This window comes from Paenibacillus sp. MDMC362, from assembly GCF_003269305.1.
GTDB lineage: Bacteria > Bacillota > Bacilli > Paenibacillales > Paenibacillaceae > Paenibacillus_AQ.
On the sequence record NZ_QLYT01000040.1, the window covers coordinates 1 to 15,179 of the forward strand.

Annotated in this window: 16 protein-coding genes and 1 riboswitch; of the genes, 13 read left to right on the forward strand and 3 right to left on the reverse strand. The window is 51.2% G+C overall.

From position 1 onward, the window contains the following. From DP091_RS20170 to DP091_RS20205, 8 genes are all read left to right on the forward strand, one after another. Nucleotides 1-253 (forward strand): histidine phosphatase family protein (locus DP091_RS20170; protein ID WP_146747013.1); only part of this gene is annotated, 253 nt, incomplete at its 5' end. Between the two features lie 152 nt (nt 254-405). Next, nucleotides 406-608, forward strand: a riboswitch (cobalamin riboswitch). A 256-nt stretch (nt 609-864) separates the two neighbouring features. Beyond that, nucleotides 865-1,869 (forward strand): ABC transporter substrate-binding protein, encoded by a 1,005-nt coding sequence (locus DP091_RS20175; RefSeq protein WP_113059973.1) that lies wholly within the window; start codon nt 865-867, stop codon nt 1,867-1,869. After that, a complete protein-coding gene (locus tag DP091_RS20180; RefSeq protein WP_113059974.1) occupies nt 1,866-2,912 on the forward strand; it encodes a FecCD family ABC transporter permease in 1,047 nt (348 codons plus the stop codon). The genes DP091_RS20175 and DP091_RS20180 overlap by 4 nt, the downstream gene beginning before the upstream one ends. Beyond that, nucleotides 2,909-3,694: an ABC transporter ATP-binding protein gene (locus DP091_RS20185; protein ID WP_113059975.1), complete on the forward strand. Its 786-nt coding sequence runs from the start codon at nt 2,909-2,911 to the stop codon at nt 3,692-3,694. The genes DP091_RS20180 and DP091_RS20185 overlap by 4 nt, the downstream gene beginning before the upstream one ends. 68 nt (nt 3,695-3,762) lie before the next feature. Next, nucleotides 3,763-4,833 (forward strand): nicotinate-nucleotide--dimethylbenzimidazole phosphoribosyltransferase, encoded by a 1,071-nt coding sequence (gene cobT / locus DP091_RS20190; RefSeq protein WP_113059976.1) that lies wholly within the window; start codon nt 3,763-3,765, stop codon nt 4,831-4,833. Then, complete coding sequence (gene cobU / locus DP091_RS20195; protein WP_113059977.1) at nt 4,830-5,408, forward strand: bifunctional adenosylcobinamide kinase/adenosylcobinamide-phosphate guanylyltransferase; 579 nt, start codon at nt 4,830-4,832, stop codon at nt 5,406-5,408. The genes cobT and cobU overlap by 4 nt, the downstream gene beginning before the upstream one ends. Beyond that, nucleotides 5,405-6,226 (forward strand): adenosylcobinamide-GDP ribazoletransferase, encoded by an 822-nt coding sequence (gene cobS, locus DP091_RS20200; RefSeq protein WP_113059978.1) that lies wholly within the window; start codon nt 5,405-5,407, stop codon nt 6,224-6,226. The genes cobU and cobS overlap by 4 nt, the downstream gene beginning before the upstream one ends. 213 nt (nt 6,227-6,439) lie before the next feature. Then, nucleotides 6,440-7,834 (forward strand): L-cystine transporter, encoded by a 1,395-nt coding sequence (locus DP091_RS20205; RefSeq protein ID WP_113059979.1) that lies wholly within the window; start codon nt 6,440-6,442, stop codon nt 7,832-7,834. Between the two features lie 130 nt (nt 7,835-7,964). Here DP091_RS20205 and DP091_RS20210 read toward each other — a convergent pair whose 3' ends face one another. Further along, entirely contained in the window at nt 7,965-9,053 is a 1,089-nt protein-coding gene (locus DP091_RS20210) for a M24 family metallopeptidase (RefSeq protein WP_113059980.1), read from the reverse strand. A 317-nt stretch (nt 9,054-9,370) separates the two neighbouring features. On the opposite strand from DP091_RS20210, the gene DP091_RS20220 reads away from it, so the two are divergent. Next, on the forward strand, nt 9,371-9,871 hold the full coding sequence (locus DP091_RS20220; protein ID WP_113059982.1) for a GNAT family N-acetyltransferase: 501 nt from the start codon (nt 9,371-9,373) through the stop codon (nt 9,869-9,871). Between the two features lie 105 nt (nt 9,872-9,976). Here DP091_RS20220 and pdxR read toward each other — a convergent pair whose 3' ends face one another. Beyond that, on the reverse strand, nt 9,977-11,443 hold the full coding sequence (gene pdxR, locus DP091_RS20225; protein WP_113059983.1) for a MocR-like pyridoxine biosynthesis transcription factor PdxR: 1,467 nt from the start codon (nt 11,441-11,443) through the stop codon (nt 9,977-9,979). 109 nt (nt 11,444-11,552) lie between these two features. Here pdxR and DP091_RS20230 point away from each other — a divergent pair, with 109 nt between their 5' ends. Next, nucleotides 11,553-12,131 carry a GNAT family N-acetyltransferase gene (locus DP091_RS20230; protein ID WP_113059984.1) on the forward strand — a complete coding sequence of 193 codons (579 nt, stop codon included), beginning with the start codon at nt 11,553-11,555 and terminating at the stop codon, nt 12,129-12,131. A 117-nt stretch (nt 12,132-12,248) separates the two neighbouring features. Continuing rightward, complete coding sequence (locus DP091_RS20235; protein ID WP_181469886.1) at nt 12,249-12,716, forward strand: GNAT family N-acetyltransferase; 468 nt, start codon at nt 12,249-12,251, stop codon at nt 12,714-12,716. Between the two features lie 59 nt (nt 12,717-12,775). On the opposite strand, the gene DP091_RS20240 is transcribed toward DP091_RS20235, so the two are convergent. Continuing rightward, nucleotides 12,776-13,120, reverse strand: a complete 345-nt coding sequence (locus tag DP091_RS20240; RefSeq protein WP_113059985.1) for a hypothetical protein — start codon at nt 13,118-13,120, stop codon at nt 12,776-12,778. 186 nt (nt 13,121-13,306) lie between these two features. Between DP091_RS20240 and DP091_RS20245 the strand changes: the two genes are divergently transcribed. Continuing rightward, a complete protein-coding gene (locus tag DP091_RS20245) occupies nt 13,307-14,464 on the forward strand; it encodes a response regulator (protein ID WP_113059986.1) in 1,158 nt (385 codons plus the stop codon). A gap of 173 nt (nt 14,465-14,637) precedes the next feature. Then, a complete protein-coding gene (locus tag DP091_RS20250; protein ID WP_113059987.1) occupies nt 14,638-15,129 on the forward strand; it encodes a hypothetical protein in 492 nt (163 codons plus the stop codon). Nucleotides 15,130-15,179 lie beyond the last annotated feature (50 nt).

Sequence of the window (15,179 nt, forward strand, 5' to 3'; positions counted from 1 at the left end):
AGAGGCAGAGGCAGAGGCAGAGGCAGAGGCAGAGGCAGAGGCAGAGGCAGAGGCAGTTGGTTATGTCCTTGAAGCACAGAGGGCGGAGCTTGATGTGCTTGTGGTTACCCATGGGGGGGTCATCCGGCAGATCGCGGCAGCAACCCTTCCGCATACGGAATTCTGGGAGACGCAGACGTCGCCGGGCGAGGAGCTCAAGCTGCAATTGACATGGGACGGAGAACGCTGGCAAGGCGTACGGTTAAGCGAATAAATGAAATCGTATGATATCGGTGCGGAATGGGCGATAACGGGATAAATCCGTATCATAAGGCATTTGAAATGACCGAAACTTTCGGTTGTAAGAGGAAGGTTTATCGCCTATAATCTTGGGCAGAGAAACCATGCTTGGCCTAACATACATAATTTCATATTATTTGCGAGGGTCTCGGACAGAGGGCAATATTGTCATCTGCCGGGTTAATAGGGAAGCCGGTGAAAGTCCGGCACGGTCCCGCCACTGTGAAGCAGGGACTTCTCCATATGCCACTGAGCCAAAAGCGCTTGGGAAGGCGGAGAAGTCGTTACAGCCTGCAAGTCAGGAGACCTGCCCTCGGCGAATGAATGACGGTCCTTCGAGGAGAGGATTACGTTTGCCGGACCCATGCAGCATGTGTGGGCGGAAGTTTAAGGCGCTATCTGTGAACGGTGATCCAGATGTCCTTATGTTAAAACGTAATCCCTGATTCCTTGTTTACGAGGAGTCAGGGATTTTTGCTTCTTTGGAGTATGACGATTGATGTTTTTTCTCCCGGTAAGGATTGGTCGAAGGAATGTAAACTTGCAGCGCCAGGTTCTCAATTATGTATAGGGGGATTTCAAGAGATGAAAGCATTGAACAAAACATGGTCCGTACTTCTGGTAGCCATACTGATGGCTCTGGCCTTGATTGGCTGCGGAGGCGAAGAAGCTGCACCGAAGGATACAACGCCGCCGGCACAGCAGGAAGAGCAGAATAAGGAGGCGCCTGCGGATTCCGGCGAAGAGCTTAAAACGACGTATCCGCTGACCGTCAAGGATTCAACCGGGGTTGAAATGACGTTTGAGAAGGCTCCAGCCAAAATTGCGTCCCTGACACCGTCCGAGACGGAAAAACTGTTCGCTTTGGGCCTGGATGAGGAAATTGTGGGCGTGTCCGATAATGACGATTATCCGGAAGCGGCCAAATCCAAGCCTAAATTGGGCGGGTTCCAAGTGAATGAAGAGGCTATTATAGCAGCCGATGCCGATGTGGTGTTTGCCGCTTCGATGAATGCCGAGAATGCCGAGAAGTTGCGTGAGCTTGGCGTTACCCTGTTCGTCAATGATCCGAAAACCATCGATGCCGTGATGGAGAACATCCAGTTGATCGGACAAATTACGGACCGTCAAGCGGAAGCGAAAGCCGTCGTGGATCAGATGAAGCAGGAATTGGCTACCGTGACGGAAGCCGTAAAATCCGTGAAGGATGAAGACAAGAAGAAAGTGTATGTGGAATTCTCTCCAGGATGGACCGTCGGCAAGGGCGAGTTCATGGATGAGATCATTACCTTAGCTGGCGGCGTTAACGCAGCCGGCGATGCGGAAGGCTGGTTCGAAATCAGCGAGGAGAATATTATCGCTGCAAACCCCGACGTCATTCTGTACACGGACGATGTCGTTGACGAAGCGACCAAGAAAACATTGGATCAGCTGATTAAGGAACGCGGCGGCTGGGATCAGATCGAAGCCATCAAGAACGATCAGGTCATATCCGTGGATGCGAATCTGCTCAGCCGTCCGGGTCCCCGTGTGACGCAAGGGTTGATTGAAGTGGCGAAGGCCGTTTATCCGGAACTGATGAATCCATGAGTCAAAAACTTGCAGGATTCGGTGCGGCCGGCATCATCCTATTACTGTTAACCTTGGTTGTCAGTCTCGGAATCGGCTCCGTGCACCTGCCTGTGAGAGAGATTGGGGCGATGCTGCTGCACGGGCTGCCGGGAATCGGCGATTCCATCGTTCCAGGCTGGGAAGCTTCATCCGAGCAAATCTTAATGAAGGTGAGATTGCCGCGCATATTGCTTGGGATGCTCGTAGGAGCCTCCCTGGCCGTCGCCGGAGCCGCCTTTCAAGGGGTATTGCGCAATCCGCTGGCGGATCCGTTTACGCTCGGTGTATCCTCGGGTGCTGCGCTTGGCGCAGCATCCCTGATTTTTTTCGGGATGGAATACTCCTTCGCCGGAGGTTATACGCTGCCGCTTGTAGCGTTTCTGACCGGAGCAGGGACCTTATGGGTCGTTCTGCTGCTGGCAAGGGATCAAGGAAAGCTGCCGATCCACGGGCTCATTCTGTCCGGCGTGGTGATGCAGTCGTTTCTGGGCGCCGTCGTTTCCTTCCTGACGGTCATGTCCAAAGATACGGTAAACCAGATCCTGTACTGGACGATGGGGAGCCTGAGCATGCGTGGATGGTCGTATACGGCCATCCTTTTCCCGTATTGTATCGCAGGTTTTATATACTTATGGAGCAGGTCGCGAGCACTTAATATTTTGTCGCTGGGGGAACGGCAGGCCGCCCATATGGGCTTGAATGTGGACCGGTTGAAGACCAGCGTGCTCATCGTTGCTACCCTGCTCGCCGCCGCAGCCGTGTCGGTCTCCGGCGTGATTGGATTCGTGGGACTTGTGGTACCGCACATGATCCGGCTGATTACCGGCTCCGATTACCGCGTCATAGTTCCACTGTCGGCTCTGGGCGGTGCAATATTCATGGTCTGGTGCGATACGGCGGCACGGTCCGTGCTGGCACCAACAGAAATACCGCTCGGTGTGGTTACGGCATTCATAGGCGCTCCGTTCTTTGCATATTTGCTGTACCGGAACAAAAAAAGGCGCAGGGAGGGTTTATCATGATTACAGCTCAAGGACTTGGCAAAGCCTATGGCAAGATGCCGATTCTTGATGGTGTGGACCTTCACATTGCCGAAGGGGAATGGTGGGGAATCATCGGTCCGAACGGAAGCGGTAAATCCACCCTTATGCAGCTGTTATCCGGTGTGGAGAGTCCCACGACAGGAAGCGTGACCCTTCGGGGCAAGGGGCTTGGACGCTATACCCGAAAGGCGCTGGCACGGATCGTGGCGGTGCTTCAGCAGGAAGGGCTTGACCCTACCGATTTTACGGTCCGGGAAGTGCTGGAGATGGGGAGATTCCCCTTCCTTAACTGGCTTGGTCGTGAAGATAAGGATGCAGCGCCGCTCATTGAAGCCGTTATCCGAAAGCTGGATCTGAATGGTCTGGAAGAACGGCGGCTTACCGAGTTAAGCGGGGGCCAGCGTCAGCGTGTCGCGCTTGGCAAGGTGATGGTCCAGGAACCCTCGCTGCTGATGCTGGATGAACCGACGACTTATCTGGATATCCGCTATCAGCTTCAGTTTATGGATATGGTGGCGGAGTGGCGGAACTCGTCCGGAATTACCGTGATCAGCGTACTGCATGATCTGAACCTGGCGGCCCAGTTTTGCGATAGACTGCTGGTGCTTGATCAGGGGAAAATCGCGGGGGTTGGCAAGCCGGAGGAGGTTTTGACAGCTGCGTATATACGCCGAATCTTCCGGGTGGAGCCCTCGATTGTGGCCCATCCCGAGAATGGTGCTCCGCAGGTGCTGTTAACGGCAAATAGCACGTGGTCCTGACCGATGCTGCCGCACGTTCAGGGGCGGGGATGTAAGATTTAGGAACAAGGTATGAGGAGGTCGTTTCATTGACGGATACCATCGTGAATCGTTTAAATCGTTTCATTGCTAACATAAAACCGCTGAGTATCGAGGTACAGAACGAAACAGCCGCTTATTTGGATACGCTGACGAAGCCTCCGGGTAGTCTGGGCAAGCTGGAGTCGCTAGCGATCCAGTTAGCGGGCATCACAGGGAATATGAAACCGTTGTTCACCAAAAAGTCCGTCGTTGTCATGGCTGGCGATCATGGAGTCTGTGAAGAAGGAGTCAGCGCTTTTCCGGCTGAGGTAACGCCCCAGATGGTCTTGAACTTCCTGAATGGAGGAGCGGCTGTGAATGTGCTGGCCCGTCAGGCGGGGGCAGACGTTCATTGTGTGGACATCGGGGTCGCGATCGGGCTGAACCATGAGAAGCTGATGACGCGGAACGTTGGCAGAGGAACCGCCAATATGGTCAAAGGGCCTGCGATGACAAAGGAAGCAGCACTGGAGTCCGTTGTAGCCGGTGCGGAGGTGGCTGCCGAATTGGTATCGCAAGGAACGCAAATGTTCGTGACCGGAGAGATGGGCATTGGGAACACGACACCGAGTGCGGCGATTTTCTCCGTTCTGTCTGGCTATCAGCCTTCTGAAGTCGTGGGAAGGGGAACCGGCGTAACGGATGAACGGCTGCTGCATAAGATTCGAGTTGTGGAACAGGCTATACAAGTTAATAGACCGCATGCCGATGATCCCCTCGACGTGCTCGCCAAAGTTGGAGGATATGAAATCGGCGGATTGGCTGGACTGATCCTGGGCGCGGCTGCTCACGGTTGTCCTGTTATCATCGACGGTTTCATTTCCAGTGCGGCGGCGTTGGTTGCCAAATGCATCTGCCCGGACGCTCTCTCCTATATGATTGCCTCTCATGTTTCGCATGAACAGGCGCATGTACTTCTGCTGAAAGAGCTGGGACTGCAGCCGATGCTGCAAATGGACATGCGTCTTGGCGAGGGGACGGGCGGAGTGCTGTGCCTTCATCTGGTCGAGGCGGCGTGCAGGATCGTGAACGAGATGGCGACGTTTGAGAGCGCTGGAATCAGCGGAGGGGCAATATGAGCTGTCGTGGAAGCGTGTTGGTAACTGGCGGGGCCAGAAGCGGAAAGAGCTCGTTCGCAGAAAGGCTGTGCATGAAGCGATCGGAGTCCGGAACGTACGTGGCGACTGCGCAAGCCTACGACGAAGAGATGAGGGAACGGATCCGGATTCATCAAGACCGCAGGCAGGATTCAGCCTATGGTTGGGAGACGGTGGAGGAGCCTGTTGCACTGCCCGAATTGCTGGAAACGCTCGGCCAGTCCGCCTCGGATGCCCCTGCTGTGGTAGTGGACTGCCTGACGCTGTGGCTTACGAACGTGCTGCTGCAAGCCGAGCCTGAAGGAAGTGCTGCAATGGAAGAACGGTTAGGACTTCAAATTGGCAGGCTCGCAAGAGCGGTACAGGGTTACCCGGGAATGGTCATTCTGGTAACGAATGAAGTGGGGTCGGGTATTGTTCCGGAATATCCGCTAGGACGATTGTATCGCGACTGGGCAGGGATCATGAATCAGAGGCTGGCTCAGATATGCGATGAAGTATTTTGGGTGACTGCGGGAATTCCGATGGAAATCAAGAGCAAGGAGTATCTCATATGAGCAAGATGATCGAAGCGGCTGCGGCCGCTTTTCAATTTCTATCGAGGCTGCCGGTGCGGAGAGAAATTCCTTTTACGCCGGAAGTGCAGCAACGGAGCGTCGTTTTTTATCCTTTGGTCGGGGCGGTCATAGGCTTTATCATTGCCGGATTGGGACTGGGCCTAAGCTTTGTGCTGCCTTCCTTTCCTGCTGCCGTCATCCTGCTGATTGTATGGGTATCGCTGACCGGCGGGCTTCATCTCGATGGCTGGATGGACAGCGCGGATGCGCTGCTCAGCCATCGGTCACGCGAACGGATGCTTGAAATCATGAAGGATAGCCGTGTAGGTGCGATGGGCGTCATGGCGTGCATGCTGCTGCTCCTTCTGAAGGCTTCCTTGATCATGTCTGTATGGGATTTGTCAGCCGGGGCATGGAAACAAGAGGCATGGCTGCTGGTGCTCGCTCCGGTTTGGAGCCGCTGGTTTATGGTCCATGCGATGTATCGCTGGCCGATGGCACGGGGAAGTGAGGGGCTTGCCGCTCTATTTCATGGATTGACAGCCGGAAGGAGATCGCTGGCGGGCGTAATGGCTGCTCTGTTAACGCTAGTCATGGTATGTATCCTATGGATCACGGCAGGCGAGACTAATCTTTGGACAATTGCAGCCGGAGGAATCCTTGTCATGCCATTCATGGCCTGGGCAGCTGGAAGTTTAACGGCTGAACGGATGAGCCGAAGACTTGGAGGATTGACGGGGGATACATATGGAGCGCTCAATGAACTGATTGAAACGGTTTTGCTAATATTTGTGGTTCTCCTTTTGAAGTTTACATGATATGATGGTAGAGTGATATCAGTGGTAATCCGATCAACATAGTCAACATAATCCGCATCGATGGGAATCTAACGATTTTTGACAGGAATTTTCTCAATCGGGTAATGATATGTTTAGAGTGGGCTGTAATGGATATGAATACATACTAGCGCACTTATGACATGAGGATGGAGCACATATATCCTTATTTAAAGAATGGGAGGAATCATTAGGATGGAAACGCTTTGGGTTATCATCAATGTCCTTGTTCTGATTCTGCTGGTCGGTATTTTGTACTGGATGCAGAGAAAGCATATCTCGTTTACCAAACGCGTGTTTGCCGGGCTCGGACTGGGTGTGTTGTTCGGAGTGGCACTGCAGCTCATCTACACTTCGACCTCCGATGTGGTGGTGAAATCCACCGATTGGTTTAATTTGATAGGATACGGCTACGTAAGGCTGCTGCAAATGATGGTCATTCCGCTGATCATGGTGTCGATCATATCGGCCATCATGAAGCTGAAGGGCGGAAAGAATCTGGGCAAAATGAGCGGACTAATCATTACGGTGCTGCTTCTGACGACAGCCGTAGCCGCTGCAGTCGGGATTACAACCGCGCTGGCGTTCGATTTGTCCGCCGTCAATATCCAAGGCGGCGCTGCGGAAGAGCAGCAGGGTGCACTGCTGCAAGAACGGCTCGGGGATGTTGAGAGCCGTACGCTCCCGCAGCAGATCCTGGATTTCATTCCGAGTAATCCGTTTGCCGACATGACGGGGGCACGAAGAACATCGACGATTGCGGTCGTTATTTTCTCGGCATTCATCGGGATCGCGGTTCTCGGGTTAGACCGCAAAAACAAGGAGCAGGCGGAAACGTTCCGCAACATGATCTCTGCGGTGTATGGCGTGGTCATGCGCATCGTGACGCTGGTCCTTCGTCTGACCCCTTACGGGATTCTGGCGCTTATGGCCAAAACGATTGCCACGACCGACCTTGCGGTCATCATGAATTTGATCGATTTCGTTCTTGCTTCGTACGTGGCTTTGATCGCCATGTTCATTATCCATCTGGTGCTGCTGGCGATATTCGGGTTCAACCCGCTTAAATATGTGAAAAAGGTATTCCCGACGCTGACCTTCGCCTTTACGTCGCGTTCCAGCGCGGCTACGATTCCGCTTAACGTGCAGACCCAGAACAAAAAGCTGGGTGTCTCGGAAGGCATCGCGAATCTCTCGGCCTCGTTTGGCGCCACGATTGGGCAGAATGGCTGCGCGGGCATTTATCCTGCCATGCTGGCCGTCATGATTGCGCCGACAGCCGGCGTGGACCCGACCTCATGGTCGTTCATCCTTACCCTGATCGTGGTCGTTATGATCAGTTCCTTCGGCGTGGCGGGTGTCGGAGGCGGGGCTACCTTCGCCTCGCTCATCGTGCTCTCCACGATGAACCTGCCGGTTGCCTTGGCGGGCCTGTTGATTTCTGTCGAGCCGCTGATCGATATGGGACGGACGGCACTGAACGTGAACGACTCCATGACAGCGGGCGTGATTACCGGGAAAGTCATGAATGAAGTCGACAAAGACGTGTACAACGACGACAACATTGAACTGGATATGGTTCAGGCATAAGAACGTAACCATGGGAGCCATCTTGAAGGCATTGTTTCTGCCGGAGGATGGCTCTTCTGGTACATAGAGAAAGCCCGAATACCGTAAGTAAAACGGTAATCCGGGCTTTTGTTCTCATACTGAAAATGAATTATCCGATGCGAGTCAGTTCTTTCGGGAAGGAGGTCAGCACCTCGACGCCATCCTCGGTTACGATCACATCGTCCTCGATCCGCACGCCGCCTACGCCTTGGAGATAAATGCCAGGCTCGATCGTGAATACCGCCCCGGGCTGTACAATGTCCTGGTTCAAACCGTGGATGGACGGATATTCATGAACATCCATGCCAAGCCCGTGCCCCAAGCGATGTACAAAAGCATGGCCGTACCCTGCATCGTCAATCACTTTGCGAGCGGCTTGGTCAATCGAGCCATAGGTTACGCCGGGTTTTACGGCCTGAATGCCGGCCAGGTTCGCTGCGAGAATCGTCTCATAGATGTTGACGGCTTCAGGCTTCAGCTCGCCTACGGCAAAGGTGCGGGTAATGTCCGACGCATAACCACCCGCATAAACTCCCATATCGAACATGAGCAGATCTCCTTCTTCAATCCGGCGCGTACCGGGAACGCCGTGAGGCAAGGCGGTATTAGGACCGGATAATACCATTGTGGCGAAAGACGGAGCATCGGCACCCATTTTTTTCATTAAGTATTCCAGCTCTGCCACAACCTCAATCTCGCTGACGCCGATTTTGATCTGGGCCAGGCCTTGCGTCAGAACATCCTCAATTAGTCTTACTGCATGTTTGATGATTTTCACTTCATCGGCCGACTTTCGAATGCGGAGCTCCCGGAGCACAGCGCCAACATCCTCGACCCGACTTGCGTTCAGATGCTGCTGCAGCTGCTCATAACGGGAGACCGTAAGCTGATCCTTCTCAACGGCCAGCGTACCGACTGAACCTTGAAACTGCTGCTTGAGCAAGAGATACGGATTATCGGTATCCTGGTGCGTGACAATATGCTTAACCGTTGAAGCGGCCGCTGCCGCGTCGGCATCCAATGCGGGGACAATCAGCACCGGATCATTCGCAGAGGAGAGGAGCAGGCCCAGGAAACGCTCATGGGGATCACTCGCAAATCCGGTCAAATAGTAAACATGCTTCGGGTCTGTCACAAGGACATGATCCCAGCCCTGTGTATTCATGGATTGTAGCAAATTTTGCAATCGTTCGTTCATTCTGTTCATTCCCTTCATCATCAGAAGACGGTTTTCACGCTATTAATGTTAGGTTATCGCGTTCAATCACGTAAGTAAAGTTTTCCTTTATTATAAGCTTGATCTTCCTATATAATGAGGAACTACACTCGAATGGATCCGAATCAAGTTCAGGAGAACAATCAAGTGAGGTGGATCCCGTATTTCATTCGTTCCAAGCGTGTGCGAAACACCTTCGTGAATAAATGCCGCGTGAAAAAATAGAAGCGTTTTTCCGCTGCCTCTTGTACAATAGATCACGTATAAAAGACTACGCATCTATTCGGAGGTAGGACATCGTGACGTTTCAATACCGTATCGATTACGCCGTCAAAGAGGATTTGCCGGCCATTGTGGACATTTACAATTCGACGATCTCAGGCAGAAAAGTAACCGCCGATCTGGAGCCGGTCACGGTGGAGAGCCGTATACGCTGGTTTGAAGAGCACAGCAACGATTTTCGTCCGCTGTGGGTCATGCGGTCCGACGACGGGATGGTTGCATGGATGAGCTTTCAATCCTTTTATGGTCGTCCGGCCTATAACGGTACAGCTGAGATCAGCATATACGTAAACGAGAAATACCGCGGCATTGGTGCCGGCAGCATTTTAATTCAGAAGGCAATCGAGGAGTGCCCGCGCCTTCGCGTGAGTAATCTGGTTGGATTTGTATTCGGTCATAATGAACCGAGCCTCAAGCTGTTGAAGAAGTTCGGCTTTGATACGTGGGGGCTTCTCCCCGGGGTTGCAGAGCTTGACGGCATCAAGCGGGATTTGGTCATAGTAGGTCGTGCCGTTTAAGTGTCAACACGTTAATGGATGATGTATGCTTTGCCTTGAAGCATGCAGACTAACCTATCCAAAAGCTGTCCCTCAGGTAAATGAGAGGACAGCTTTTTCATGGTGTTATGACATTGAGAGGGGGATCGCTCCCAGCCAACAGTCGGCAAGCAGTTGTATGCCTGCTTCAATCTCGTCTTCCTTCAATCCACCGAAACCAAGAATGAATGCTTTACGATCCGATCCGCTTGGCTCATTAGCAGGAAGCATTCGCGTATAGGCAGCGGAACTTACGCGGATTCCCCTTTTTTCGGCTAACGTCTGCAGTTCCTCTTCGGATAATGGATGGTTAAGATGAAGCATGAGGTGAAACCCGGAGCCTGTACCCGACATTTGTGCATGTTCTCCAAAATGGCGTTGAATAGAACTGATCAGGCGATCATGCTTCCTGCGGAGTATCATCCTCATTTTTCGCAAATGCCGTTCAACATAGCCATCCTGCATAAAACGCTCCAATGTCATCTGGTTGAGCTTAGAGGCTGTGCAGTCGAGAAAGAGCTGGAACTTTAATCGGTGATAATCCGGCAGCAGAACCATCGGCAATATCATATATTGGACTCCGAGGGCAGGGGACAGGACCTGCGAGAATCCGCCCAGGTATATCACGCGGCTGTCGGGCAGCAGCCCCTGGAGGCTCGGAATCGGTCTTCCATAGTATCTGAACTCACCGTCTGCGTCATCTTCAATAATAAAACCTCCAGTTTCTTGTGCCCATTGCAGCAGCGCTAACCTGCGGGAGATGGGCATAATGACGCCGGTGGGGAACTGATGTGAGGGGGAGACGGTTACGAATGATGCCCCGCAACTCTGCAATTCAAGCTGACTGATTCCATCCTCCAGCACAGGGATTGGAATGACATCATATCCCTTCTGCCGGAAAACCTCCGGTTGCTGCGGGTAACAGGGGTCCTCAACAGCGATGGACTTTCCGTAAGGAAGCAGCAGTCTGCTGATCAAATCAAGCAGAGGGAAGGGATCAGAACCGATAATCACCTGTTCAGGCGTACAGGATACCCCGCGAAAAGATTTGGCATAGTTGGCAATCTGGCAACGCAACCCTTCTTCGCCCTGCGGATCCCCGTAGAACAGCATTTCGGCCGTGCTGTTTTCCTGCAAGCAACGGCTATAGGCTTTTCTCCACTCAGTCATCGGGAAGTATTCATATTCATTCTTCGAAATATGAAAGTCATATTTAAAGTAATGGTGGCGTTTGAGCATAGGTCCCTTGGGAGAAGCCGATTCCATGGGCAGCGCAAAAGGAGTATCGGCTAGCCATTGTACAAAATATCCGCTCCGGGGCTTGCTCGCAATGAAGCCTTCAGCCAGCAGCTGCTGGTAAGCCATTTCAATGGGGGTCGTACTAATGTCAAGCATCTCGGCAAGCCTTCGAACCGATGGGAGACGGCTTGGGTGAAGCCAAAGCCCGGCGGATATCTGTTGTTTCATGTATCGATACAATTGTACATACAGGGGAACGCTGGGATCATCCAGTAGCAATGTGATTTCTGTTTGATTTACGGGAACCTGTTTCATTTAATCTGTCCTTTATAAAAATTCGATTCTGCATATTTGGATATGGTCAATATCTTGATATAGTATAAGGGATATTTAGTTCCAGAGGAAACGGGAGGTTACATTCGACATGAACTCAACTATAAAAAATACGAAGCCGGTACGGTTTCTGGAAGGCGAGCGGATTTACTTGCGTCCCTTTGGAGAAGAGGACATCGCAGGGTATTATCCAATGCTGTTTAATCCGGAAATGCGGCGGCTGACCGGGACGAAGCAGGCTTTTACGCTGGAAGGTGTGCGTCGGTATATCGCGGAGAAATCCGATAATCATGACACCATCCTGCTGCTGATCGCTTTATCGGATAGCGATCAGATTATTGGCGACATCGCGCTGCAGGATATCGATTACGTGAACCGGAATGCGAATATACGGATCGCCCTTGATAAGGGTGAGCATCTTGGCAAGGGGTACGGGCCGGAAGCCATCAGGCTCTTGCTCGAATACGCCTACGGCATCCTTAATCTTCACCGGATCGAACTGCAGGTGTTTGATTATAACGAGCGTGCCATCAAGGCATATGAGAAGGTGGGCTTCAAGCGCGAAGGGGTTCAGCGAGACGCTTTGTACTACCAGCATCGTTACCATGACTCCATTATAATGAGCATGCTGGAGGAGGAATACAGGGCGCTGTACCATCAAGGGCAATAGCATCCTCCTCCCTGAAAATGAAGTTGCGTGCAAACCATTCGTGACTTACTGCATTCCAAACCCTGACCGACATCCAGTACACTTGGGGTAACGTCGGATGTAAAGGATGTACATGATTTGAAAGCAGAGATTCATATATATCAAGCGGAACGGAAGGATTTGGGCAAGGCAGCCGCTCTGTTTAACCAGTATCGGCAATTCTATCTGCGGGAAGATGATTTGAGCGGGGCCGAGGAATACATCAGGGAGAGGCTGACCCTGGGCGATTCCGTCATGTATTTAGCGGATTGCAATAGAGGAGAAAACCGGGTTACGGCGGGCTTTCTGCAGTTATATCCATCCTTCTCATCGCTATCGATGTCCAGATTGTGGATCTTGAATGATCTATTCGTGGACTCCGAATATCGCGGGCTTGGTATCGGAAGGAAACTGCTGAATCAAGCCAAAGCGCACGCCCTTCAGACCGAAGCCATGGGGCTGACCCTGTCCACGCAGCTTCATAACGTGACAGCTCAGCGTTTGTATGAATCTGCAGGGTATGTGCAGGATGAAGAATTTGCCTATTATTATTTGGATTTATCATAACGAAGAGTCACAATAGCAAACAAAGACGATACTCCAGAAGGGGTTATCGTCTTTGTTTGCTATTGATATATCGAGCGTATTTTACGGAAAACCTCAACCCGGGCAATCTTGAGTTCCCACATCTGGTCCAGCAGCTTCCGCTGCATATCTTTATCGTCCGTTGCTTTCAGTTCATTGTAAAGGGCAAACATCCGGTCATTGATTTGGTTCACGCATTGCCACAGTTCTTGTTCCGTGCATTCCTCCGACTTCGCTTGCTTCTCGACCTGCGGTTCCAACATGTAACGAAGTGTACGAACAATGTCTGCTTGCCACTTCCGATCTTCCAAGCGAATAGCCAAATTGAGAAGATCCAGATAATCATCGAGGGTCAGAGATGTCGGTTCTTTATCGCATTGATCCAAGTTGAAAGCCCCCTTAGCAAACTCCTAATCGTCCTTATACCAAGTATTATACTTGGAATTATGAGTTTTTCAAGAGAAAAAATAACGAGTATATTGTTATAAACATGCTTTCGCTTGTTGCAACAATGCGAAGGAATCAATATAGTTAAATGTGACCGTATTTTTCCAATCCAAGGAGTAATATGAATGAAGGTAATTCTCGTAGATGACGAACCGTTGGCCTTGAAGTATTTAGAACGTCAGCTGTTAAAACTGGATACCATGTCTATAGATGTAATCGGTACATATACGAATCCCTTTGTAGGACGAGACGAAATTCTTGCAAGGGACGTCGATATCGTATTTTTGGATATCAGCTTGCCCGAATTAAACGGCATTGAGCTGGCAGAGCAGCTGCTTGAGCAGAAACCTCATCTCTGTATTGTATTTGTGACGGGGTATCACGAATATGCAGTCACTGCCTTTGAGTTGAATGCCGTAGACTATATTGTTAAACCTGTCCAGATTGATCGAGTCGCCAAAACGATGGAGCGTTTGCGAAGCCGCATTGCGTCCAGGCCGGAAGAGGTCATGGAGTCCAATCGCAGCATTCGGATGACGATGTTCCGCCAGGTTATGATCGAGCAGCCGAATGAGCAGGGGCAATTCGCTCTGCTTCATTGGCGGACAACCCGTGCTCAGGAGATCTTCATTTATTTGCTTCAGCACAGAGGACAGCTTGTACGAAAGTCGGCATTGATCGATATGTTATGGCCGGAGTTTGATATGGACAAAGCCTATCCCCAGCTGTACACGGCCATTTATCATATCCGAAAAACATTGGAGCCTTATGATACCCGATTCCAAATCACCAACACGACGGAAGGCTATGTGCTGAATATGGAAGACGTACTGCTGGACATCGAAGAGTGGGAGAATTGGTTCATGTCAAACACCTCCGTATCGGCTGAATCAATTGAGCGACATATTGAAATGATGAAGTTGTACACGGGGGACTACCTGCAGGAATATGACTACTGGTGGGCAGAAGGAGAGCGTCAAAGGCTGAAAGAGCTGTGGCTTAGCGTTTCTTTATCCATGGCGGAATGGTACGTGGATCAGGAACGCATCGATGAAGCCATACTATGCTACTTCTCGATCCAGAGGCAGCATCCCCTGGAGGAGAAGGCTTATTTTTCATTGATGAAAATATATGCTTTGCAGGATAATCCGGCCCAGGTGCACCGTCAATTCAGTCTTCTGTGTCAGGTGTTAGAAGATGAGATGGGCGAGGAGCCAAGCCCTTACATTGTGAAATGGTACGACGAATGGAACAACGGAATCCAGGTCAGCAATATGAAATAGTTGAGATAGCCAAAGCACGCATTCGAGATGAAATTACCGGTTGTTCGACCGGTGATTTTTTTTTATATGCTTGTCTGATTTTATGGTTCTAACGGTGTTGTTCAGAAATTGTAGAGGACGGTCTCCTATACTGTGGAATGAACCATAACAATCGGGAGGTACATTATTCGGTTATGAAATTCATTCGGAAATTTAAGGAATCTTCGCTGCAAAAGGCCATGGGATTGGAGCTTGAAACGTTCCGGGAGTTCGAGCTTGATGCGGAGAAGGACCTCCAGCATTGCAGAGGCTTCTATGCTCACTTCAACGGCAAGCGGATTGGCATCGTTGCTACGGATGAGGGTCCGGTATTTCTGTGTGGACAGGAAAAGTACTTGCTGGATGAGCGTACCGTTCATTTTTTGTTGCAAAAAAACGCCGAGGTTAACACATTTATCTTTATGTGGGACGGGGGAGTGAAACTCCAAATTCCTTATTTGCGGTCCTTGATCGAGTACAACGGAAAATGGGTGGATGATTCGATTTTCGACTTTTTTTCGTGGATCTATGAAGCATCCGGGAGAAAGAGATTCTACTCTTATTATACGGTGAAGTACGTATCCGCCGCGGAATTATGTCCGTACCAGCCGCTGCAGCGTCCAGGCAAGACATTATCGTTTGTATAGCGGCCTCACCGGCCCTCTTATTTATTGGACTTGATGGAAAAGGAACAGAC